The following is a 22,917-nucleotide window of genomic DNA, read 5'->3' on the forward strand; positions in this document are numbered from 1 at the left end:
TGGAGTGGGAAAAAACGAGCCGCCTTTTCATGAATAACTTGTTAATCAGAATATGTTAGGGAGGATTTCAATGCAAAATATAATTTATAGACCTAGTATTTTACTTCTAATTATATTCTTTATTTCCTTGATAGTTACTAAATTATTTCCATCATTAGCATCGACTATTTTCGATATATGGATTTTGGGCATTTGTTTGATTATTGCTATTTTTTTGCACGAATTAGGACATGTGATATTTGCGTTATTGTGTAGATTTAATTTCCATTTTTTTACTTTTGGTCCCTTTTTAATTGAAAAAGTGCAAGGAAAATTAAGAATACGTGAAAATAAACATTGGATTTATTTCGGTGGAGTTTCTTTTGTAACCCCTACCGTTGCAATTTTTTCTACAATAAAAGCAAAATGGGGATTATTTTTGCTGGGAGGCCCTTTGTTTAGTTTGATAGCATTTCTTGTATTTTTTATGATTGGGAAGATTTATCAGAACGATTTTATGCTATGGTGTTCCATTTTAAACATTATGATATTTATAGCCACCTCATTTCCGATTACAAAAGGGGAAGTAAACGACGGAGGAAATATATTTTTATTATTTAAAGACAGGGAACAAGCGGGTTTACAGATTTTAAAATTTCAAATACTTAGTGAAATGTTTAGTTCAAAAAGACCTATGGAATGGGATAAAGATCTGATTGAAAAGTGTAAGGAAATCATTAAAGAAAAAAATCCGCTAGAAAATCATATGATCTATACATTTCTTTTTTATTATTATTTTGACATTGGTCATGTGGAACAGGTTTTTTCAAGTATACAGCCAATCATAAATGAACCACTTACAAAGGAAAATAAATTTATCAAAGGTAATTTTAACAGTTTATACATACTCTATAAATTTTTATATGAAAACAATGAAAAAAACTTAGAAGAAATAGATAAATTATTTAAAGGAGTATCAAAATTAGATTCATATGCTTATAATCGTTCCCTTGCCATCATTAAGTATTTAAAGGGGGATGTGAAAGGAGCAAAAAGTTTGATAAACAAATTAGAACATGAATTAAGCTATACTAATGGTCAAGGTGTGTATCATGTTGAAAAAGATATCTTACAAAAATTAAGATTAAAAATGATGATATAATTAGCACATTATTTTGGACTACCTTTTTCAAATTATTATTTCAGTTCAAAATCTATATACATGCAACATGAAGAGTTAACTTCTCAGTCATCCTGCACACCCTAAGCGCTGCAGCACTTCCTCCGGACGTTCGTGGATGTAGTTGACAAACCGAGTAATGGCTTGAATGATATCGTTGCGATCCTTGTGAAATACATTGGCAATCACCGTATCTTTCAGCCATTTCCATAAGCGTTCGATCGGGTTCAGCTGTGGCGAATAGGGAGGAAGGTAAATAAAGTGAAAACACTGCCCTTCTTCCCGCAAAAACTCCTTGACCATTTTGGCATGGTGAATGCGGGCGTTATCCAACACCAAGACCATGAGACGGTCCGGATAGCGCTCTTTGAGCATTCTCAAGAAATCCAAGAACGTCGCGGCATTGGCAGCGGTCGTTTGATGAAGCACCGTTTCGCCATCGTGGATGTTGACCGCGCCAAACAGCGATACGTGGGCATGATGGCCGAACGTCGGCACTTGTTTTTGGCGGCCGACTGCCGACCATGTGGACCGCAAGACATGGTAAGAGCGGATATGTGTTTCATCAAGGTACAACAAGACCGAATCAGGATCCATTAAGTTTTTTTTATGAAGTCGATCTGTTTCTCAAAATTCTTTTGTCGATCCGGATCGCCTTTGGCCAATGTGTAGGTCGGCCGTGTCCACGACAGCCCTTTGCGGTGCAGGAGTTTTCGCAACGCTTCGCGGGAAATGCAAACACCGAAGTGCTTTTCGACATAGGATTGCAGGAGTTTGGTGTTCCACGCCGAAGCGACGTCCCAGCCCAGTTCTACGGGAGTGGTGGTCAACACAAGCTGTTTGATCTCTTCCTGCTGTTCTTCGGTGAGAAACGGCTCCCGCCCGGGGGCGAAATCCCGATGAAGCAAGAGCTCCAGACCGCCTTCGTTGAACAGCGACACATAATGGGAAACGGTTTGTCGGCACACGTTGACCATGGAGGCCACCTCTTTGCCCAAATAGCCTTCCATGACCAGGCGAACCGCCATCACCCGTTGGCGAAGAAGGGTGTTTTTGATTTTCCGTTCCTGTTTGCGAAGTGTCCGAGGTGTCCATCCGTGATCGTTGGTGATTTTGAGACGTTTCATGCAGAATTCCGCTCCTTTTCCATGCTTTTCCTTAGGAGCAGTATAACCGGAGTGGGAACCACTTATACGAAGGTTAACTTTTCAATGAGCATATATATAAAAATAGCGCGCAATCTTTGCGAGTTATTTTAGATTTTGCACAGTATCTCGTATGATTTGCACATTCTTTTGAAACGAAAGGAAGCTACTATTCGCCCACTTCCTTAGTAAAAATGTTCTTCTGTTGCTATACGGACAATTTCCTCGTCGATCTGCTGGCAGCTGTACAAAAACATTTTCCGTTCGATATACGCTCCGACTTCCTTTTTGGTTAGTAGCTTCATGTAATACTGTATGATGATTCGCTGGCTCAATGGCCGATGGTGGTTCAGCCCAAGTCTCGTTTGTAAATGGGGGAGTCTGGATAAAATCCAATAACATAGGGATTCGTCGAATCCATTTGAAAATTGAACAAAATCGTGATACCCTACAGGAACAGGAACGCATCTTTGGCCAGATGCATTTCATACAAAATGAAGACGGGAGCAATCCTTCTTTCGCTGTACATGAGCTTAATACCTTATTGAATTTGATAAAATAGGCCGATCTTTCGGTATTTTGGTTCTTTTTCCTAATCCAAGGGCAAGTCCACGATAAAAATCCGTGACTCCCTTAGTGGGTAAAGGAAAATAGAAGACGTGATACATTGAGCGTAAGTTTCTACGTTCACCTCAAAGTCATGAATGTGAATCATGGTCATGTCTCTCCACCGTAACTAAAAAATTTAGAATATTTTTTTGGGTAAGGGGAGAGAGGGATTCCGAAGGAATTTGCAAAAATAAAGTATTTTAATGCAGAAATACAATGATAATTTACATTACATCTGAAAACTTGTCTTGACCCGCGGCTGAAGCCGTATTTGCTTCAGCTGAAAAAAGAATTCACGACATATCGCTTGAAAATTGTGATGGAATTGAAAAGCGGCTATTCGATCCGCATCTATGAAATTTTGAAAAGATGGCAATTTATAAACGACGTGGAAATTCCGCTCGATGATCTGCGGAAAATGGTAGGCGCGACCGACAAGTATCTCGAATACCATAATTTCAAAAAAAGAGTCCTTGCTCCGGCGCAAAAGGAAATCTCGGCGAAGACGGACCTGGCGTTTGCGTATAAAGAAGTGAAAAGCGGCAGGAAAGTCGTGGCGATCCGCTTTTTCATCCGCGAGCGGCGGGTGGGCGGAAAAGGTGTTGTTCCGGAAATTCCGCATGAAACAGGCGGCGTCGATGCGCTATATTCCCAATGTCTTGCCCGCTTTGCGGAGCGCGGCCAGCCGCTGCCGCCAAAGGCATTCGCAAGGATAGCGCTGCTGTCGCAAAAAGTGTTCGGCGAGGACTGGATTGATGAATTAACGAAAATGATCGATGACGTTGTAGAGCGAACCGATATTCGCGAGCCGTTGTTTTTATTATACGAATAAAGGAATCAACGTTTATTTCTTCTTTTCTTCCTAACCATATTCCTCTTCCATTAGCCAAGGAGACTTGGGATTGTCCATGCGAAGCGCGTCCAAGAGACCGTTAGCTGCACTAAAAAACATTTTGTGAAACGCAAAAAGAAAAAAACGGCACTTACAGGCGTTTTTTCTTTTTGGAGAAATTCATGCCCGATCGGTTCAAACGCGTTGACGGGCGAATTTTGAACGCTTATAAACGCTTTTTTATCCGTTGGCTTGGCGTAGAGAAAAAAGTTGGCATATTGATGGAATCATCTTGTATTTGCCACCGCATCCGCTTCTTTTGCTTCGAATCGTGCCCTTCTCTCCGTCTGGAAAATAAATCCGCTTTTTGCTGTTTTTTATGCGATTTCGGCGACTCATCGTTTAACTTTATCGTTAACTCCATTTTTGTCAAAACAGAATTTTCAAGGCTCAAATTTTCGAAAAAAATCATTTTCGACAGCCTAGCCTGATAGGAAAATATTCTCTCTGACAGTTTGATTTCTTCCCGCATGATCATTTTCCTTCACAAACTGACGAATGACACTTTCCAGTTGATTTGCCCAGTCGATATTCGATACACTTTTAGACATAGGTAGGGTTCTCCTTTCTCTGGAATGTTTTTCGTCCAATCAGAGAATACCCTACCTTTTTTCTTTTGTTCTAGGCAAAATGCTTTTACACAAATCCATTTTTTCCAAAGTAACACCTGAAATACGGGGTTTTTTACTATTATCGCCACTGTTGACATACGTATCATGGATCTCCACAAGAGGATACTCTTCCCAACCATTTTTAACAGCATGAAAAGTGCTGTTCTTTTGCACTTTCACATAATAACAGCCAATATTCCTTCATAAAAAAGAATTTCTGCTGCATTGGCATATCCTCATAAGAAAACTCTTCAAATCTGTAAATCGGAGTAGTTAGAGTATAATCTTCGACTGATACAGAGAAAGCCATAAAATTCCTCCTAACAGTCACAGACACTATTAACAATGCAAAGACATCCAATCCAATCATAGCGGTTTAAAGTGACACACCATTTCACAAAAACGTATGTTACTATCATTCCCTTTTTTACTGTTGAACGCGCTTGATTAAAACATCAAGCGAAACGGAAACATATTTCCCTGCAAAGGGGATAAATGGTCACTCATTTTGTTAACGATGGCCTTATGACCGATATTTTTTGGTTCATCACCAAATTTTGTGATTTAGTGACAAAAAAGAGAACCCGAGTTCGACAGTTTTGAGGCCATTTTAGGCAAATGAAAATGGCCAAAATGCTGTTATATCAAAGATTTCGCGATGCGGATCCTAGAAAAAAACACTGAATTTCATAGGCACACGACTTGTTTATTTTAACTTTTAAAACAGCTGAATATCGGTTATAATATAGGCATGTACATGCGGCGAGTAACACGCAAAAACAAAGATGGAACGACCGTGGCGTATCTCCAGCTTGCTCACAACGAATGGGATCCGAAGGCCAAATATGCGAAAGCGAAGGTGATTTATTCGTTTGGGCGCGAAGACGAGGTGGATCGCGCTGTCTTGGAGCGTCTGGCCAAAAGCATTTCGCGATTCCTTTCTCCTGAGCAGGCTTGGGAAATCGAGACGTTGACAGGAGAAGTGTCGGATGACTTTCAGTTTCAATCAAGCAAACGCCTTGGTGGCGCTTGGCTTTTGGATCAGCTCTGGAGACAACTGGGATTGGGAGAGATTCTCCACTCCTTGTTTGCCTCCCGACATCATCAGATTCCGTTGGAACGGCTGATTTTTGCCATGGTGGCGAATCGTGCCCTTCATCCGTCAAGCAAGTTGGCGATGGAGGAGTGGGTGGAGAAAGACGTGCATATCCCTCATCTTCCCCAAGTCGCCAGCCACCAGTTGTACCGGGCGATGGATGAGCTGCTGGCTGTGCAGCCGGAATTGGAACGCCAAGTGTTCCATGCCGTGGCCGATTTATTGAACCTGGAAGTCGATTTGATTTACTTTGATACGACTTCGTCGTACTTCGAAGTGGATCCATCCGAAACACCAGAAGGAGAATCGCTTCGAAAGCAGGGGTTTTCCAAAGATAAGCGTCCCGATTTGGTCCAAATCGTCATTGGACTGGCCGTTACCCGGGAAGGAGTCCCCATTCGCGCTTGGGTATGGCCTGGCAATACGATGGATATGACGGTCATCAAACAGGTGAAACAAGACTTGATTGGCTGGAAGCTTGGGCGTGTGATCAGCGTGATGGACCGCGGATTTTCGTCTGAAGAGAATTTGCGAATCTTGCAACAGGCCGGGGGACACTACATTGTCGGCGAAAAAATGCGGTCCGGCAAAGCCGCCGTCGAAGAGGCCCTAAACCGTCGCGGGCGCTACCAACAAGTTCGCGAGAACTTGCATATCAAAGAAATCATCGTGGGCGACGGAGAAGCGCGTCAGCGCTATGTTCTCGTGTACAATCCCAGCGAAGCCGAACGCCAACGCAAGGAACGGGAAACGCTGCTCGAATCGCTGAAAGAGGAGTTGGAGGGCTTCGCCAACTCCCCAATGAAGCTCATCATAAGGCCACCTGCCGGCTGCGTTCCCATCCGTCCTACGGAAAATACTTGCGTCAATTGAAGGATGGAACGCTTCGCATCGACAAGCAAGCGGTTCGTGAAGCGGAAACGTACGATGGCAAATATCTCATCCGAACCTCCGATGACACCTTGTCTGCCGAGGATGTCGCGCTCGGGTATAAGCAACTGGTGGATATCGAGCAGGCCTTTCGGACGTTGAAATCAACACTCGAGCTGCGCCCCATGTATCATCGCTTGGAAGACCGTATCCGGGCGCATGTGCTGCTCAGTTGGCTGGCTCTCTTGCTGGTTCGGATCGTGGAGATCCGAACTCATGAATCGTGGCCGAAAGTAAGAGACGAATGCGAGCGTCTCATGCTTGGACATTTTTCTTCAAAAAACGGCGACCTTTATCAACGAACCGAACTGACGGCCAAACAAGCGCTATTCCTTGCGGCTCTAGGGCTGGAACCTCCTCCAAAGATTCTAGGCATCCACCCTCGCACCTAGATACACGCCCGAAGTGTGCCCAAATGCCTCCGATCCCTTTTGTATCAAGGGGCGAGAGGCATTTTGTTTGCCTAGTGACTGTCGAACTCGGGGAGAAAGCACTAACGAGATCCTGGCAATAATGTTAGTGGTGAAATAAACATTAAGGAGGTCTCGTAAGTGCTTTCTATATCACTAGGATTGCCAGAATTTAAAGTGATTAAACAAGAACTTCTTTCCTATGGTTATGCGATTCATGTAGAGAAAACAGAGACACAGGAACGTTGCCCTCATTGTGGGTTTGCCACTTCCTCTGTCCACGACAGACGGACAAGAAAAGTACGGGATTTGGCGATTTTCCATCAACCGGTGAACTTGTTCGTAAAGGTAAAGCGCTATCGGTGCTGGAATGGTTCCCAAGTGTTTTCCGCCTCTTTGGAATCGATTTCACCCAATCAACACTACACCAATCGATTTTGTGAGTACTTGTATGAACTTTGCGAAGGTTCCACCATTCAAGAGGTTAGCCGAACAGAGCCCTTTTGCTTCTTTTCAGGAAGCAGCCAACACGCTTGAAAGGTGGAAGGAGCCTATTCTTTCCTACTTTTTGTGCCCATATACGAATGCCCGAATTGAGGGGACGAATCACAAGATCAAAAACATCAAACGCCGGGCATATGGCTATCGAAATCTAGAACGGTTTCGTTTGCGTGTATTTCTGGAGTGTACAGGGAACACTACAGGCAGTCAGGCTGCTTAAGCGCTCCCTTCTTCCGCTATCGGTATGATAGTTGATAGAATGGAACCCGTCAAGGAAAGCACTTGACTGTTTCCATTCTACCAACTTCGTGGTCTGTATGCGGAAGAAGGATCCTGACTGATGAACCTATTTCATCCAGCTAACATGTCTCTAGGATTGAGTAGAAATCACAGAAAATGGTGAAGACCCAAAAAATGAAAGGAGATAAGGTGACGATTTATTTCGCTAAAAACGAACAGCATACATCGATCGATGGGAAACAGGACGTTGTCTACAAGTTTTTTGCCTCTATTAAATCGAATCATAGTCATCAAGCAGTGCAATTTATATATTCGATTACTTGTGAGGATATAAATAAGAAATGTCACATCGACGTGGCCAAAGAAGAAGAACGAGCGAAAATGTTAATGCACTCTATTAAATTTCAAGATTGAGGGAGAGAGCATCATGCCGCAAAACTTAGTGTTGGATACCGATCTGTTACGCGCGAGAATCATGGCGTTAGAATATGATCATTTGACGGAAGCGGAAATTCGCCGTATTTATATGGAAGAAGCGGGAAAGGCCCCTCGCCTACATTAAAGTCTATCATTCAGACGATTTTAAAGAGGGGCAGGATTTTGGCTTTGACGACACGATTATTCATTTTTACGATGAGAAACAAGGGATTAATCAAAAATATACAATCACTCGTGGAAGTGAAATGTCGGAACATGATACGTGGAAGTCACTTGATCGGGGGCAACAAAGTGATGATAGAGAGCTTTTAGAGTTTGGTGCTAAAGCCATATAAACAATAAATGGGGACTTGCATACCAAGTCGGGTTTTCTTTTTTCTCCCTCGCTTATTCTCGCTTTTTATTCGTCAGCAACGATTGAATTCCCCTGCTGTCCTCAAAAAACGGACAAAATTCCTCGTTCTTTTTATCTAAAAATGGATAAAATAGCACTTTTTATTAAAAAGGGCATTGTTATATGATACGTATGGATAGAATGGAACAGAGTGGAAAGGAATGGGTGGCCTTGAAAAGATATTGGCAAGCGTTATGGTTATCGGCACTTGTATTGATGGGAGGATGTCACATGGAGGAACAGAAAGAACAGCCGAAGGAATGGCCGGACACGGTCGCGTTTCAGGATGAGTATACCCGAAAGTTTCTCGTGTCGCCGAAGGAAGTAAAGGACGGATATTATTTGTTCCGTTCACAAACAGGTGGTTTTACAATGTTGTTTCCAGAAGAAGCGAGAATGGACGAAGGGTTGTATGAAAAGCATGAAAAAGAGTACGAACGTTCATTTATAAGGGGAAGTCGACAAAAGGAAAATGTCGCATATACTATCCATGTCATTTATGAAAATGACGAAATAACGGAAGATATAGATACGAATCTATTTCTATTATCGTCAAGAGCTTATGCGAATTATGATGGAGAATATAAAAAAATGAAAGGAGATAAGGTGACGATTTATTTCGCCAAAAAAGAACGGCATACATCGAACAATGGAAAACAGAACGTTGTCTACAAGTTTTTTGCCTCTATTAAATCGAATCATAGTCATCAAGCAGTGCAATTTATATATACAATTGGTTGTGATGATATAAATAAGAAATGTCACATCGACGTGGCCAAAGAAGAAGAACGAGCGAAAATGTTAATGCACTCTATTAAATTTCAAGATTGAAAGGAGGGGGGATGATGCCGCAAAAATTAGTGTTGGATACCGATCTGTTACGCGCGAGAATCATGGCGTTAGAATATGATCATTTGACGGAAGCGGAAATTCGCCGTATTTATATGGAAGAAACGGGAAAGGAACCTCCCGCCTATATTAAAGTCTATCATTCAGACGATTTTAAAAGGGGAGGGATTTCGGCTTTGATGGAACGATTATTCATTTTACGATGAGAAACAAGGGATTAATCAAAAATATACAATCACTCGTGGAAGTGAAATGTCGGAACATGATACGTGGAAGTCACTTGATCGGGGGCAACAAAGTGATGATAGAGAGCTTTTAGAGTTTGGTGCTAAAGCCATATAAACAATAAATGGGGACTTGCATACCAAGTCGGGTTTTCTTTTTTCTCCCTCGCTTATTCTCGCTTTTTATTCGTCAGCAGCGATTGAATTCCCCTGCTGTCCTCAAAAAACGGACAAAATTCCTCGTTATTTCTATCTAAAAATGGATAAAATAGCACTTTTTATTAAAAAGACCATTGTCATATGATACGTATGGATAGAATGGAACAGAGTGGAAAGGAATGGATGCCGTTGAAAAAATATTGGCAAGCGTTATGGTTATCAGCACTTGTATTGATGGGAGGATGTCACATGGATGAACAGAAAGAACAGCCGAAGAAATGGCCGGACACGGTAGCGTTTCAGGATGAATTTACTCGTGAGTTTATGGCATCAACGAAAGAAGTCAAAGAAGGGTACTATTTGTTTCAATCGAAAACAGATGGGTATACGATGTTATTTCCTAAAGACGCTGTAGTGGCAAAATGGCTGTATGAAAGAGATGGAAAGGATTTCGAATCATTAGCTATCGGATGGGACAATGAGGAGGAAAATTTAGACTATTCTATAGATCTTCAATATGAACAAGGTGAGCACATGGAGGATATTGAAACCAATTTATATTTATTATCCTCTCGGGCTTATGCGGATTATAACGGTTCATATATGAAACAAGAATATAATGACAAAACTATTTATTTTGCCAAAAGCCAAAAAGACATTTCGGTGGATGATAAACATGATACGGAATATTTGTTTTTTAGTTATATTAAATCAAACAATAGCCATCAAGGAGTTTTATTTATATATTCAGTAAATTGCAATGATGCTAGGAAAAGTTGCCAAGTAAAGGTGGAGGAAGAAGAAAAAACAGCCAAAATGTTGATGAGGTCTATTACGTTTTATGATTAAGGAAGGGATACGCTGTGTCGCAAAAACTTGTGTTAGATACGGATCTGTTGCGTGCGAGAATCATGGCGTTAGAATATGATCGTTTGACGGAAGCGGAAATTCGCCGTATTTATATAGAAGAAACGGGAAAGGAACCTCCCGCCTACATTAAAGTCTATCGTTCAGACGATTTTAAAAAGGGGAAGGATTTCGGATTTGACGGCACGATTATTCATTTTTACGATGAGAAACAAGGTATTAATCAAAAATATACAATCACTCGTGGAAGTGAAATGTCGGAACATGATACGTGGAAGCCACTTGATTGGGCCTATAATCTCTTTGGGATCTTTGTGGGGAAAAGTCACAAACAATATAGCCACGCATTTCGTTTCGATAAAATAGTGACCGAAAAAATTAACGAGGAATTAAATCAGAGAGGAGCGACTATAAAACTCCAGGCAATAGGGCTTGGTCATTCGTTAGGTGGCAATCATGCACAAATGTTCCAGCTCATTGAGAAAGTGTTTGATCAAGTCTATGTGATCAATGATGCACCACCAAGTGTTTATCATTTGGCGTATATAGATCGTGGTTTTCGAAAAGAAATAGAGAAAAAATTTGATATTGAGTCTATACAAAATGACAACGCCATCTACTCTCTCCCCCCTGCGGAGTTGAAGGCGTTTGCGGAGGAATATTATAAGAAGCGCGTAGATGAACATTCGATCCATCATTTGACTGCTCAGGAGGATCTGCTGTATGCGGTGAGCGGGGTGCGGGGATTTATTGATATAGGCAGCCGTGACTGGATCGATACGAACAACCAATTTACGAGCCTCAAGGGCTTGATTGAGAAGATCCCTGATCAAGATGTAAAGGCGATTCAACTGTATTTCTCGCAATATGCGGATGTATACAATGAAAAGGGCTTGGACGGGGTCGTCCAAGCGATGACAGGGGTCGATCTCGAGTGGATCGAATCGCTTACACAATATGATGTGGGCGATTATGTATGGAACATGCCTGACATCGTGGAAAAAGTAAGCGATATGTTCAAGGACATGAGAGAGAAAATCCCGGAATTGTTAAAACATATAAAAATATTGCAGCGACATAAAGAGGCGATTCTGCAGGCATTCGTCGACTCCGGTTTTCTCACCATGGAACAAAAAGAAGCGATTTCGCAGGAAGTGAAGCATATTGAGCAAGATGTCAAGAAGCTGGATCAGATATTGAGCGATGTGCGGAACAACGCGGTTTGGTTCATGGCGCTCGGGGGGCTTTCATCGGGGATCGCACTATTTGTCGTGTTCAAACAGATCAAACATTATGTGACGGATATCCTCGCCCGGCTTCAGACGATTAACCGACATATGGCTGATGTGAGAGAAGCTGCGGTTACGAGTGTCGACGCGCATTCGCTGCATAAGGTGATCAACACCCTCGCACGCGCAAAAGGAAGAGAGTATGACAAGCAAGGGAATATGATCTTAGTAGGGTGGATCGAGACGGAAAAGGGGACGAAAAAGATTCGCCTGAACATATCGTCAGCGGTACGTCTATATCAGAAGGGGCTGCGCATTACGGAGGAGAAAGAAGCGGTGTTGCGTCAGATAAAGCGGCTTTATATCCAAGAGTATGTCGAAGATTTTGAGGGGAGAAAGCGACAGCTCATAAGAAAGATCGAAGACATGGAACAAAACCCAAGCGCCTACCAGCACTTGTTGGGCTCGTTTTCGTATGACGCGCAACAAGTGTATGTATTGCGTCGAATTGATGTGCATGAGTCGATTCCTACGATGGATCCGTCCATTCCTGATGCGTTTGAAGGAATGTTTGCGTCCTACGAACAAGAGATTGCCAAAGGGAGGGAGCTCATCGCCAACATCAAACAGGCGTTTGAGCAGTTTTTTGAGAAAGACAAGCAGTTAGCCAATCTTTTTGATTTGCGCTATGAGTAAAGAGGGATGTTACGTATGAGACAATTGAATATGCTTTACCATTTTGATGTGGAGCAAGATTTGATGGACAAGGCAACGGGATTTATTCAACTGTTGCATCGAATGCAGGAATGCGACAGGGATTTAGTGCAAGTGGTCCGTGACGCCATGAAGGACATGCAGGGAAAAATAGCTGATAAAACCAATGAAGCGATCGAGCAATATCAAAAGAGGAACGAATGGCAGTGTGAAATGTATCAAAACAGCATGAAGACAGCTGCCCTGCGCTATACGAATATGATCAACGATATGAGGGGACAGAACATCACTTTGTATTACGATGTAATCGTACGAGAGATGAAGGGATAAAAATTCTCATCGGAGATAAACAGGGGGACAGCCGGAAGAGAACAAGATAAAAAGTGCCTTCGAATGGTCGGAGCCTAGTGACATAGGTCTATATTCACCATTTTTTTTATTTTCAGTCGTTTTTATTAAGGTGGATATGAAAAAAGTAGATACTGAGATTAATAAAATATGGTATAAAATACTTATTTTTATATAAATGTATTTATATTGTTGCTTGATGGTAATTTTCTTGTTTAAAATTGTAGGGGAAAAATCTGGTTAAAGGGGGACTGGAAAATGGCAGGCGTGATTCGTCTCACACCGGAAGAACTGCGTGGTGTTGCCAGACAATATAACGTTGAGAGTTCTAATGTCACCGAACTCATTGCAAGGCTCGATCAAATGAGTCATACGCTTCAAGGGATTTGGGAAGGTGCTTCGAGCGAAGCGTTTATCCAACAGTATCAAGAGTTGCGCCCATCATTTGAAAAAATGGCTGTTCTATTGAACGAAGTGGGGCAACAATTGCACAATTCCGCTACCATTTTGGAAGACACGGATCAACAAATTGCCAGCCAAATTCGCGGATAAAGGGAGACATTCGGAAAAAAGCGCTACAAATCTTACAAAAGATTATGGCGCTTTTTTCTGTATGCATGTTAGATAAAGAGTTCAATGCTGTTCCTCTTGAACACCGTGAGTGTTGCGACCATTCCTTCCAAGCCCATGTAGGTGCCGCCTATCGGATGGGGAGGTCGCCGCAGGCAACAATGAAGCTTCATTTTTCAATGAGCATGTATATAATCGGAGGATTCCCAACCATGTATATTCAGGTCACGATTGACCTTCGCCATTATACGCACGATGTACTAGATCTTCGTTTATCCGATCTGTATTCGATTAAGAAGATGGTGGAGATTGTTTGGCAGTTAAAAAACATATCGACGCCACCGAGGGAAGGCTGCTGGGTGCGGGTTGAAAATAAACAAGCGGTCTTCCCTGGTTGTGCGACATTACAGGCGAGCGGTATTACCAATGGGGACCGCATTGTGATTTTGTAACCATCGAGAATGGGATAAGGAGCATTATTTTATTATGAGTGAAAAAAAGACGTATTTGGAAACGCAACTAGATGCTGTCATGATCAATGATCAGCCATATACGGTCATCTTTCAGCGCGCCAAATTGAAAATGCAGGATCCGTTGGAATTAGAGGTGCTAAAGGAAGTTGACCCTTGCATCGTGCGGGACATCGATGTATCCGAAGATGAGGTAAAAGTGGTGATCAAACCGCCTTCATCGTTTTTGACGTTTGCGGCGATAAGAAAGACCACATTACTTTCTCGCATCAGAGCCGCTCTCCATCTTGTTTCCAAGGTGAAGCATCATTCCGCTCGCCGATTGATTTTCATCGTCTGTCCGGAAAACCTGATGTTTAACCGGGCATTGGAGCCGTTTTTTCTACATGTGGGCGTGAAAGAAAGTTTGCCCCCTGATGAGTGGGATGACGAGCGCCTTCTTCGTGAAGTGAAAGCGACGGTGCTTGCTTTGACGGAAGGCGAATATCGCTTTGACGAATACTTGAAGTTTCATGAAACGTTGAAATGTTCCCCGATTGCGAAGGAATTATGGCAAGCGGATCATTTGGATGCGGTGTTAGCAGTTTTAGAGAAATGGGTGGATGAAGAAGAGGCAAAAGAACGGGCTAAAGTGCACATTCCCAAAAAAAGATGGAACATGCAAAGGTACATATTTTTTTCGGTCATCGGATTGTTAATCCCTGCAATCATCTATGTATTTTATTCTTTCTTTTTTGCGCAGCCGAAGCAAGAGGCCTATATCCAAAGTACAGAGTTGTTTTTGCAAAATAAATATAGCGATGTCATTACCACGTTGGAAGATTATGCGCCCGAAGACATGCCATATGTCATTCAGTACGAGCTTGCTTCTTCTTATGTCATGACGGAATCTCTCACAGAAGAGCAGCGTCAAACGGTATCGAACAATATTACGCTCAAAACAGATGAGCAATATATGTTGTATTGGATTTACATCGGCCGTGGTCAAAGTGAAGAGGCGCTTGAATTGGCGCGGACGATAGAGGATCGGGATTTAATTGTGTACGCGCTTTTAAAATATCGAGAACAAATAAAGGGCGATGCAGATTTGTCAGGGGACGAAAAACAGAAAAAATTGGATGAAATTGATCAGGAAATAAAGGAATACGAGAGGGAACGAAAAGAGAGCGAAGCTCAATTAGAGGAAGAACAACAAAGCGAACAACAGCCGCCGGCCTCCACGCCAGCCGCTGATTCATCTAGTGAGACAACGCAATCGTCGCATGAACCGTCTGCTACTAACAATCAAAAGTCCCAAAAGTAAAAAAGCGCAGCTGTGGGCATCTTAGGAGAGGATTGTATGAGCCAACTATGGGTTTTGTATGAAACGTATTGCCAACTGTTTTCGCTGACAAACGAAGAGAAGGTCATTGTCATTGGCAATCAGTTAGAACACCACGTGACCGTTTCATCTTTTTCATTTCGCAACGGATATATCCAAATCGAAAAGAAATCGGACGGCTCGACGCTTGCGGTATTGCAAGGAGGCCGACAGATCGGCGAGCTAAAGCCCGGATGTTCCATTACGGTTGACGTTGATGGGCAACAAATGACGATCGCATGGAGCGGTGAAGAACAGAGAAAATATGTTTATTATGTCGGGCAACAAAGCGAGGTGCTTGTCTCCAATGATCCTCAAGCAGATATTGAGACAACGAATGCCCGCTTTTCGTTGCGAAAGCATCGGGGACAATGGGTCGTCATCCCAGACGATGATGCTCCATTGTTTTTAAATGGGGTGCAGCTATCCGATGCTGTGTCGCTGCGAAACGGCGATGTTCTTTTATGTCCATATATGCAGTTTGTGTTTATCGAAGAAGATTTGCTTGCGGTGACCAGTAGCGAAGAGGTGGTTTCATCGCTGACCGAAACGATGCCGCCTCTTTCCGAGATGAAGAAAAAATATCCGATGTACCGTCGGACGCCGCGTATGATTTATGAGTTGCCGAGCGACAAAGTGAGCATTTCATTCCCGAGTCAGGAAGGGGACGGTGACCCGCGTGGTTTATGGTTGATGGTGTTGCCGCCGGTTATGATGTTGCTAGTGATTGGCGCGGTGGCTCTCATACAGCCTCGGGGCGTTTTCATTATGATTTCGATTGCCATGTTTGCAACGACGATCGTAACATCGACAGCGCAATATATGCGGGAAAAAAAGGCACGCCAAATGAGAAAAGAAAAACGTCGGCGCATTTATACAAATTACTTGGAGCAAAAGAGGGAAGAGCTTCAAGCGTTATCCGAAAAACAAAGAAACGTATTATACTATCATTTTCCGTCCTTTGAGCAGATGAAATCATTCGTCATGCAAGTGAACAGCCGCATTTGGGAAAGAACGGCGGAGAGCGCCGATTTTCTTCATGTGCGAATCGGAACGGCGGACGTGCCGGCCACTTATGAGGTGTCAGTGAGCATGGGCGATTTGGCCAACCGGGAAATCGATGATTTGTTGGAGCAGGCACAACATATAGCCAAGGTGTATCAAACCGTAAAACATGTGCCGCTTCCAATTGATGTGTCACACGGAGCGATCGGAATGGTTGGGAAACGATCCATTGTGAACGGTGAAATTGAGCAGTTGGTGGGTCAAATCGCGTTTTTCCACAGCTATCATGATGTGCGGTTTGTGGCGATTTTCTCAGAGGATGATTATAAGCATTGGGAATGGATGAAATGGCTCCCGCATTTTCAATTGCCGAATTCATTCGCCAAAGGGCTCATTTATAACGAGCAGACGCGTGATCAATTGCTGTCATCGATATACGAGATGTTGCGGGAGCGTGCCTTGGACGAAGAGAAAGACAAAAAACGGTTCTCCCCACATTTTGTGTTTATTGTAGCCGACCGTTCGTTAATTGCGGAACATGTGATTTTAGAGTATTTGGAAGAAAAAAATGAAGACATTGGCATTTCCGTTATTTTTGCTTCAGAGACGAAGGAGAGCTTAACGGAAAACGTTCATACGCTCGTGCAATACATTAACGAGCGGGAAGGTGAGATTGTCATTCAGCATCGGAAGGCGGCACATATTCCGTTTCAGCTGGATGAGCATTCAACAGAAGGAAATGAATCATTTGCCCGAATGCTACGCTCATTGAATCATCAAAAAGGAATGAGCAATTCAATACCAGAAAAAGTAACTTTCTTAGAAATGATGCAAACACGCCGGGCAAATGAGCTGCAGATCGTCCAAAACTGGTTGTCATGTCAAACGTCCCGTTCGTTGGCCGTCCCAATTGGATTGAAGGGGCGAAACGACGTTGTCGAATTAAATTTGCATGAAAAAGCGCACGGGCCGCACGGGTTAGTCGCTGGAACGACGGGATCGGGGAAAAGTGAACTGCTGCAAACGTACATTTTGTCATTAGCAGTACATTTCCATCCGCATGAAGTCGCCTTTTTAATTATTGACTACAAAGGGGGCGGCATGGCGCAACCGTTTAAGAACATGCCGCATTTACTCGGCACGATCACAAACATTCATGGCAGCAAAAACTTCAGCGCTCGGGCGCTCGCGTCCATCAACAGCGAATTGAAAAAACGGCAGCGCCTTTTTGATCGTTATGAAGTCAACCATATTAATGACTACATGGAATTGTACAAACAAGGCAAAGCAGAACAGCCTTTACCACACTTATTTTTAATCGCCGATGAATTTGCGGAATTGAAAAGCGAAGAGCCGGACTTTATTCGTGAATTAGTAAGCGCCGCTCGCATCGGCCGGAGCTTGGGCGTCCATCTCATTTTGGCAACGCAAAAGCCACGGGGTGTCATTGACGAACAAATTTGGAGCAATGCTCGCTTTCGGATCAGCTTAAAAATGCAAGATGTAAATGACAGCAAAGAGATTTTGAGAAATGGTGACGCCGCAGCGATCACAGTGCCGGGAAGAGCTTATCTGCAAGTTGGGAATAATGAAGTATACGAACTGTTTCAATCCGCATGGAGCGGTGCACCATATGTGGAGGAAGGAGTCGAGGCGGAGGATGAAATTCATATCGTGACCGATTTAGGTCTTGTGCCGGTGTCGAATGTGGCGACGGATCGGAAGCGAAGCCGCCAAAAGCCAAAAACGGAAATTGAAATGGTAGTCGAGCAAATCATTGAGACACAAAAACAATTAAACATCGAAAAATTACCAAGCCCATGGCTTCCGCCGCTTCCTCCACGTTTAGCGCGCCCAGCCTCAGTGACAGCGGAGGCCAATGCCTTTCCGATCGGCTTAAAAGACGAGCCAGAACTGCAAAGTCAGTCTGATTATTTCTATCAATGGCTTGAAGATGGGAATATTGGTATTTTTGGTTCGGCAGGATACGGAAAATCAACGACGATGATGACGCTACTTCTAAGTTTTGCGGGTGCCTACAACCCGGCGCAGCTTCATTATTACATCTTTGATTTTGGAAACAGCGCGTTATTGCCGTTGCGCCAGTTGCCGCATACAGCTGACTACTTTCGGTTAGACGATGAAAAGAAAATAGAAAAGTTCATCAAGTTCATGAAAGAGGAAATGGAGCAGCGCAAACAACGGTTTATGGAAAAAGAAGTGAGCACGATTAAATTATATAATGCGCTGTCAGAAGAGAAGCTTCCCATTATTATAGTGGCACTTGACAATTTTGATGTTGTAAAAGAGGAAATGCCTGACTTTGAAACGCAGTTGATTCAATATGCCCGCGACGGGCAATCCCTTGGAATCTTTTTCATCATGACAGCGACAAGAGTGAGTGGAATTCGCCCGCCGCTTATGAACAATTTAAAAACAAAAATTGTTCATTACTTCATTGACAGTTCGGAAAAGTTTTCGCTGATTGGGCGAACGCCGTACGATGTTGATCCGATTCCGGGCAGGGCGCTGGTAAAAAAAGATAATGCAGCTTTAACGCAAATCTATCTTCCGGCTGACGGGGAAGACGATATCGAAGTGCTCGAGAATGTCAAACGAGAAATGGAACGATTAAAAGAAGTATATCAACACATACCGAAGCCAAAACCGATTCCAATGCTTCCACCGCGGCTGTCAATGTCCGTCTTTACAAACACGTATGTTCAACACCGAGCTTCAGGATTCATTCCTGTTGGGCTCGATGAGCAAACGGTTCGCCCAGTGGCGATCAACATGCGGACGGATCCGCACTGCTTGATTGTCGGGCAATCAAGAAAAGGAAAAACAAACGTGGTCAAGGTCATTTTAGAGTCCTTACTTGTGCAAGAACCGGAAAGCATCGGCTTATTGGATGGAATCGACCGGGGACTCGCCGGCTACGCGAATCGGGACGACATTACTTATATAGAAGCAAAAGAGAGACTAGCGCAGTGGTTGAACGAAGCGGATGCTGTGTTGCAACAACGAGAGAGGGAGTATATTCAAGCAGTCAACGAAAATCGTGCGACAACGTTGGCGTGGCCGCCGGTTGTATTCGTCGTTGACAGCCTCTTGCGCCTTCAGCAAGAAACCGACAGCATCATGCAAGGCCGGATTGCCAACATGATGAAGCAGTACAGCCATCTTGGATTCCATGTGTTTGTTGCTGGAAATGCCAATGAATTTGTGAAAGGGTTTGACGCATTGACAGCGGAGTTGAAACAAATTCGTCAGGCCATTCTCGTAACGAAAAAATCTGAGCAAAGCTTGTTTGCATTGCCTTTTACAAGAAACGAACAAGAAATTGAACCGGGATTTGGCTATTTTGTCGTTGGTGGAAAAGACCAAAAAATCCAAATTCCAAAAGTCGAATAAATCAAAGGATCGGGAGAACGGATATGAATGGAAAATGGAAAATCGCGAAATTGATTGGATTGATCATCTTCATTGTCAGCCTTCCCGTACTGTTTTTTGCTTTCATTGGCCAAAACCCAATGAAACAAACAAACAAGGCGACCAATCATATTGCCGTTGTCAATGAAGATATGGGGGCGAAATACGATCAGAAAACCTATTTCTTTGGCAAGGAGATCGTCCCCGCCCTTGCCGACCGTTCAAGTTACCATTGGTCGGTAGTGAACCGCAGTCAGGCGGAGAACGGGTTGAAAAACAATGAATACGATGCAGTCGTGTATTTGCCTTCTGATTTTTCTCGAAACATTTTATCGTTTAATGACAAGCAACCATTAAAAGCCACAGTGCAATATAAAATCCAGCCGAATTTGGATGCGAAGCATAGGGAACGGGTGCAAAGAGAACTTGAAGCATCCAAAAACATGATCAATCAAAAAATGTCCACCCTCTATTGGAGTTACGTGGCGCAAGAGATAGCGGCGATTCGGAAGAAATTTAACGACATCTTAGAAAAAGAAATCGCGTTCCAGAAGGCGATGTACGCTTTTTATACCCCTAGCTCAGCCAAACTCGCCGAAGAGATTAAAAGGCAAAAAGATATGCTGCAGGAGCTGCTTGAGGCATCGAACAATGCGAAAGATTCTTCCGCTGGCACTTTGCAAGGAATCGAAGAGGCGGAAGCAGAAATCACCGCTTTTGTTGACAGCCTGAGCCAATACAGGGAATATCAACAACGGCAAAACGAACTTCTGCAAGAGGGGATTCATGAATACAAAAAGAGATTTAACGAACGAATGGATTTGATGCTCGGGAAGCCATGGGAGGTGAAGCCGGACGTTCGCCATCAAGAGCAAAATTTACTTGAATCAATCACCACTTTGCGAAACACGGTGGCAGAAAGCCACACATCACTAATGACCTTCAATGAGCAGCTGAAACAATCAACGGTTCAGGAACAATTTGAACAGTTGCTCACATGGAAGAAAGAGTTTGTTCGTCAGTATCAGATAGAAGTCAACAATCAAACGCTCGATCGTTTGCAGCAGTCGCTCATTGAGTTTCGACAAAAACTGCAATCTCCTTCCCCGGGCCAAACAGACGAAGAGCAACCGGCACCAATTGAAGCGCCACCGCAACCTGCCGATGAGAATTTGTTGGATGCATTGCAGCAACAACTTGCCAATTTGAAAGCACAATGGCAAGCGTTCAAACCGCAGAGTCCGCAGGAAAGCTGGGAGCATATTGAAGGTTCGATAAGCCAACTTGAGACGGAAATGGAAAAGACGAAACAAGCGTGGCAACAACAACTCGCTTTGCAACAGCAATGGCAGCAAAAATATGCACAACTCGTCGAACAGCTGAACAAACAATTAACTGAAGGAAAAGCCGATTCGATCGACGATATTGTGCAGCAAATCAAGGAAAAGGAACAGGCGGTTCTCGCGTCGCCGGCGCTGCCAGAAAGCCGCAAACAAGTGTTGTCATCTCATTTTGAAGCGGTGATTCAAAATCGAAATACAGCCGATCTTCTAGACTATTTTGCATGGTTATCGATTTTCGACGAGGCAGTGCAGCAAACAACTCGTTTTGATGAAGAGTTAGTTGATCAGCTCTTGATGAATTGGAATCAAAGAGATGCTATTTTCCAGATGCTATCGGATGTGCGAGGGTATTTTGAGGAGCTGGAGCAACACTCAGCGTCTTCGCTGAAAGAAGTGGAAGCGGCTGAAGAAAGTACAGAATCATTTATAGAGACAACGCTTGGGTATATACAGGAATACGATGAAAACGTGCAAAAAATGCAAGAGACGATCACAGGCCAGTTGCAGGAGCTCAGCGATGCGGTGAGCGAAGTGACGATGCAACTGCAAGAGGCGGTAAATGAAGGACAACAAACAGAAGAGATTTGGAGAGGAAACGATGGGGAATTTGTCATAACGATCCAACAAAACACGATGCAAGATGTACAACAAATTTCCGATCTCATCGCCTCGATTGCCGAAGATCAAGATCACATTGTTGATTATACAAATGAACTGCATGAAAAAATAGATTCAGTTCAAACGAAAGCAGACGAATTGAATGATAAATGGGCGGCCAATGTGAATACGACAAAGCAAATTCGCAATGACGTATATCGCCTTTTAAACAACACGATGATCGATCAACAGGCCAATGGCTATGTGTACGATTATTTAACAAACCCTGTGCAAGTAAGGGGCGATTTACCAGAGGAACAAACGACGTATACGCCGCCGGTTGTAGTGTTGATCATTGTTTTGCTGTGCGGCATGCTCATCGGTTTCTTCCTTCATTATTATTCTAATAGCCCATTCATGTTGCAGCTTGCTCTATTGCTCCTGATGAATGTGGTGGTTGGGTTAATCATCAATATCTATAGCTTGAAAATTTATCCGATGCAAGATGTGCGAGCCATCAAGTGGAGCGTGTTGACGATCGTTTTGTTATTCTTCTGTTCTTCGATGGTTCGATTGGCATTTTTGATCGGACCGTTTACCGGTTGGATTCTTGGAGTCGGGCTTGTACTTTTCTTCATCACTCCATTGCTCGATTTAGTGTTGCCTAACTTCCATTTTGAGCATCCGATTGCAGAAACGTATATATCGATTCAATACGGAGATCAACAAATCTTTTATTCGACCGTCGTAATGATGGGGGTTCTGTCATTATTGATGGCGGCTGTCCCGTTTTTGAAACATCGCCTTGCCGACCAACAAGAGGAGGGGGAAATGTATGAAGGATAAGGGGCGTTTTTCGTTCCTTTTCCTTCTTGTCCTGTTGTTGTTAATGACAGTGGCGAAGGAGGTAAAGGCGGATGAAGGGCCATCAGTGGAACCAAACCAATATGAGAGGAACCCCGTTGAATTGCGCACAGACTATATTCGGGAGCAGTCACTTTTAAACGGGAAAAAAGAGCTTCCAAAAGAACAGTTGACATTGACATTTCAGCGATCGACTCCTTCTGTTTTGGAGCGGACAAAAGCGCAATTGTTTTTATCTTCAGAGCGAAACACCAATACGATCACCACGAAAGCCGAAAAGTTAAAGCTGTTTTCATCAGCGAAGGAAATAACCACCTCGTCTCGTCCCGCATCGAATGAGGAGGAAGCAACGAATTCGTCCCATTTGCTTTGGGTGTTTGGGATTCTCATTTTCGCACTGCTTGCAGCGATGTTTGCGATCGTCGTCCCCCGAATGAAACAGTTTGTCCGTTAAGGAGTTT

19 protein-coding genes and 3 pseudogenes are annotated in these 22,917 nt (G+C 43.3%); 17 read left to right on the top strand and 5 right to left on the bottom strand.

Translation table 11 applies throughout. The annotated features are described in order from the left end of the window. Positions 1-70 precede the first annotated feature (70 nt). A complete protein-coding gene (locus IC804_RS12205) occupies positions 71-1,141 on the top strand; it encodes a M50 family metallopeptidase (protein WP_087959863.1) in 1,071 nt (356 codons plus the stop codon). 87 nt (positions 1,142-1,228) lie between these two features. Here the strand turns inward: IC804_RS12205 and IC804_RS18890 are convergent, their stop codons facing one another. The 3 genes and pseudogenes from IC804_RS18890 to IC804_RS19060 all read right to left on the bottom strand — a co-directional run. After that, on the bottom strand, positions 1,229-1,756 hold the full coding sequence (locus IC804_RS18890) for an IS630 family transposase (RefSeq protein ID WP_060476368.1): 528 nt from the start codon (positions 1,754-1,756) through the stop codon (positions 1,229-1,231). Continuing rightward, positions 1,756-2,286 carry an IS630 family transposase gene (locus tag IC804_RS18895; protein WP_014195313.1) on the bottom strand — a complete coding sequence of 177 codons (531 nt, stop codon included), beginning with the start codon at positions 2,284-2,286 and terminating at the stop codon, positions 1,756-1,758. Before IC804_RS18895 ends, IC804_RS18890 begins: the two co-directional genes overlap by 1 nt. 203 nt (positions 2,287-2,489) lie before the next feature. Continuing rightward, a pseudogene (locus tag IC804_RS19060) lies at positions 2,490-2,975 on the bottom strand (AAA family ATPase); the annotation flags it as partial. 257 nt (positions 2,976-3,232) lie between these two features. On the opposite strand from IC804_RS19060, the gene IC804_RS12220 reads away from it, so the two are divergent. Beyond that, a complete protein-coding gene (locus IC804_RS12220; protein ID WP_370543790.1) occupies positions 3,233-3,745 on the top strand; it encodes a replication initiation protein in 513 nt (170 codons plus the stop codon). 226 nt (positions 3,746-3,971) lie between these two features. On the opposite strand, the gene IC804_RS12225 is transcribed toward IC804_RS12220, so the two are convergent. Together IC804_RS12225 and IC804_RS12230 are read right to left on the bottom strand one after the other, a co-directional pair. Next, the gene (locus tag IC804_RS12225) at positions 3,972-4,277 is read right to left on the bottom strand and encodes a hypothetical protein (RefSeq protein WP_081157653.1); all 306 of its coding nucleotides are present in this window, start codon (positions 4,275-4,277) and stop codon (positions 3,972-3,974) included. Positions 4,278-4,407: 130 nt separating this feature from the next. Next, positions 4,408-4,596: a hypothetical protein gene (locus tag IC804_RS12230; RefSeq protein ID WP_190300608.1), complete on the bottom strand. Its 189-nt coding sequence runs from the start codon at positions 4,594-4,596 to the stop codon at positions 4,408-4,410. 571 nt (positions 4,597-5,167) lie between these two features. Here IC804_RS12230 and IC804_RS12235 point away from each other — a divergent pair. From IC804_RS12235 to essA, 15 genes and pseudogenes are all read left to right on the top strand, one after another. Continuing rightward, positions 5,168-6,834, top strand: a pseudogene (locus IC804_RS12235) (IS1634 family transposase). Positions 6,835-6,993: 159 nt separating this feature from the next. After that, positions 6,994-7,573, top strand: a pseudogene (locus tag IC804_RS19065) (transposase). A gap of 447 nt (positions 7,574-8,020) precedes the next feature. After that, on the top strand, positions 8,021-8,155 hold the full coding sequence (locus IC804_RS18900) for a hypothetical protein (protein ID WP_255350164.1): 135 nt from the start codon (positions 8,021-8,023) through the stop codon (positions 8,153-8,155). Further along, positions 8,151-8,366, top strand: coding sequence for a DUF6792 domain-containing protein (locus IC804_RS19070; protein WP_370543791.1), 216 nt, complete (start codon positions 8,151-8,153; stop codon positions 8,364-8,366). Before IC804_RS18900 ends, IC804_RS19070 begins: the two co-directional genes overlap by 5 nt. A gap of 290 nt (positions 8,367-8,656) precedes the next feature. Further along, entirely contained in the window at positions 8,657-9,256 is a 600-nt protein-coding gene (locus tag IC804_RS12250) for a hypothetical protein (protein WP_099233569.1), read from the top strand. 11 nt (positions 9,257-9,267) lie between these two features. Then, complete coding sequence (locus tag IC804_RS18655; RefSeq protein WP_223812813.1) at positions 9,268-9,480, top strand: DUF6792 domain-containing protein; 213 nt, start codon at positions 9,268-9,270, stop codon at positions 9,478-9,480. A 327-nt stretch (positions 9,481-9,807) separates the two neighbouring features. Beyond that, positions 9,808-10,506: a hypothetical protein gene (locus IC804_RS12260; RefSeq protein WP_223812814.1), complete on the top strand. Its 699-nt coding sequence runs from the start codon at positions 9,808-9,810 to the stop codon at positions 10,504-10,506. 14 nt (positions 10,507-10,520) lie between these two features. Further along, on the top strand, positions 10,521-12,449 hold the full coding sequence (locus IC804_RS12265) for a DUF6792 domain-containing protein (RefSeq protein ID WP_081157539.1): 1,929 nt from the start codon (positions 10,521-10,523) through the stop codon (positions 12,447-12,449). A 15-nt stretch (positions 12,450-12,464) separates the two neighbouring features. Beyond that, a complete protein-coding gene (locus IC804_RS12270; RefSeq protein WP_008881178.1) occupies positions 12,465-12,797 on the top strand; it encodes a hypothetical protein in 333 nt (110 codons plus the stop codon). 276 nt (positions 12,798-13,073) lie between these two features. Next, a complete protein-coding gene (locus IC804_RS12275; RefSeq protein WP_008881177.1) occupies positions 13,074-13,367 on the top strand; it encodes a WXG100 family type VII secretion target in 294 nt (97 codons plus the stop codon). A 230-nt stretch (positions 13,368-13,597) separates the two neighbouring features. Then, positions 13,598-13,837 carry an ESX secretion system protein YukD gene (locus IC804_RS12280; protein WP_008881176.1) on the top strand — a complete coding sequence of 80 codons (240 nt, stop codon included), beginning with the start codon at positions 13,598-13,600 and terminating at the stop codon, positions 13,835-13,837. Positions 13,838-13,871: 34 nt separating this feature from the next. Continuing rightward, positions 13,872-15,158, top strand: coding sequence for a type VII secretion protein EssB (essB, locus tag IC804_RS12285; RefSeq protein WP_081157540.1), 1,287 nt, complete (start codon positions 13,872-13,874; stop codon positions 15,156-15,158). A gap of 36 nt (positions 15,159-15,194) precedes the next feature. Beyond that, positions 15,195-19,634: a type VII secretion protein EssC gene (gene essC / locus IC804_RS12290; protein WP_081157541.1), complete on the top strand. Its 4,440-nt coding sequence runs from the start codon at positions 15,195-15,197 to the stop codon at positions 19,632-19,634. A gap of 23 nt (positions 19,635-19,657) precedes the next feature. Then, the gene (gene esaA / locus IC804_RS12295; RefSeq protein ID WP_008881173.1) at positions 19,658-22,438 is read left to right on the top strand and encodes a type VII secretion protein EsaA; all 2,781 of its coding nucleotides are present in this window, start codon (positions 19,658-19,660) and stop codon (positions 22,436-22,438) included. Beyond that, positions 22,428-22,910 (top strand): type VII secretion protein EssA, encoded by a 483-nt coding sequence (essA, locus tag IC804_RS12300; RefSeq protein ID WP_081157542.1) that lies wholly within the window; start codon positions 22,428-22,430, stop codon positions 22,908-22,910. Before esaA ends, essA begins: the two co-directional genes overlap by 11 nt. Positions 22,911-22,917 lie beyond the last annotated feature (7 nt).

Source organism: Geobacillus sp. 47C-IIb (genome assembly GCF_014679705.1).
GTDB lineage: Bacteria > Bacillota > Bacilli > Bacillales > Anoxybacillaceae > Geobacillus > Geobacillus thermodenitrificans.

Coding starts and splice junctions, on each gene's coding strand:
- IC804_RS12205 (WP_087959863.1), top strand. CDS start 71: ATGCAAAATATAATTTATAGACCTAGTATTTTACTTCTAATTATATTC.
- IC804_RS18890 (WP_060476368.1), bottom strand. CDS start 1,756: ATGGATCCTGATTCGGTCTTGTTGTACCTTGATGAAACACATATCCGC.
- IC804_RS18895 (WP_014195313.1), bottom strand. CDS start 2,286: ATGAAACGTCTCAAAATCACCAACGATCACGGATGGACACCTCGGACA.
- IC804_RS12220 (WP_370543790.1), top strand. CDS start 3,233: ATGGAATTGAAAAGCGGCTATTCGATCCGCATCTATGAAATTTTGAAA.
- IC804_RS12225 (WP_081157653.1), bottom strand. CDS start 4,277: ATGCGGGAAGAAATCAAACTGTCAGAGAGAATATTTTCCTATCAGGCT.
- IC804_RS18900 (WP_255350164.1), top strand. CDS start 8,021: ATGCCGCAAAACTTAGTGTTGGATACCGATCTGTTACGCGCGAGAATC.
- IC804_RS12250 (WP_099233569.1), top strand. CDS start 8,657: ATGGAGGAACAGAAAGAACAGCCGAAGGAATGGCCGGACACGGTCGCG.
- IC804_RS18655 (WP_223812813.1), top strand. CDS start 9,268: ATGATGCCGCAAAAATTAGTGTTGGATACCGATCTGTTACGCGCGAGA.
- IC804_RS12260 (WP_223812814.1), top strand. CDS start 9,808: ATGGATAGAATGGAACAGAGTGGAAAGGAATGGATGCCGTTGAAAAAA.
- IC804_RS12270 (WP_008881178.1), top strand. CDS start 12,465: ATGAGACAATTGAATATGCTTTACCATTTTGATGTGGAGCAAGATTTG.
- IC804_RS12275 (WP_008881177.1), top strand. CDS start 13,074: ATGGCAGGCGTGATTCGTCTCACACCGGAAGAACTGCGTGGTGTTGCC.
- IC804_RS12280 (WP_008881176.1), top strand. CDS start 13,598: ATGTATATTCAGGTCACGATTGACCTTCGCCATTATACGCACGATGTA.
- essB (WP_081157540.1), top strand. CDS start 13,872: ATGAGTGAAAAAAAGACGTATTTGGAAACGCAACTAGATGCTGTCATG.
- essC (WP_081157541.1), top strand. CDS start 15,195: ATGAGCCAACTATGGGTTTTGTATGAAACGTATTGCCAACTGTTTTCG.
- esaA (WP_008881173.1), top strand. CDS start 19,658: ATGAATGGAAAATGGAAAATCGCGAAATTGATTGGATTGATCATCTTC.
- essA (WP_081157542.1), top strand. CDS start 22,428: ATGAAGGATAAGGGGCGTTTTTCGTTCCTTTTCCTTCTTGTCCTGTTG.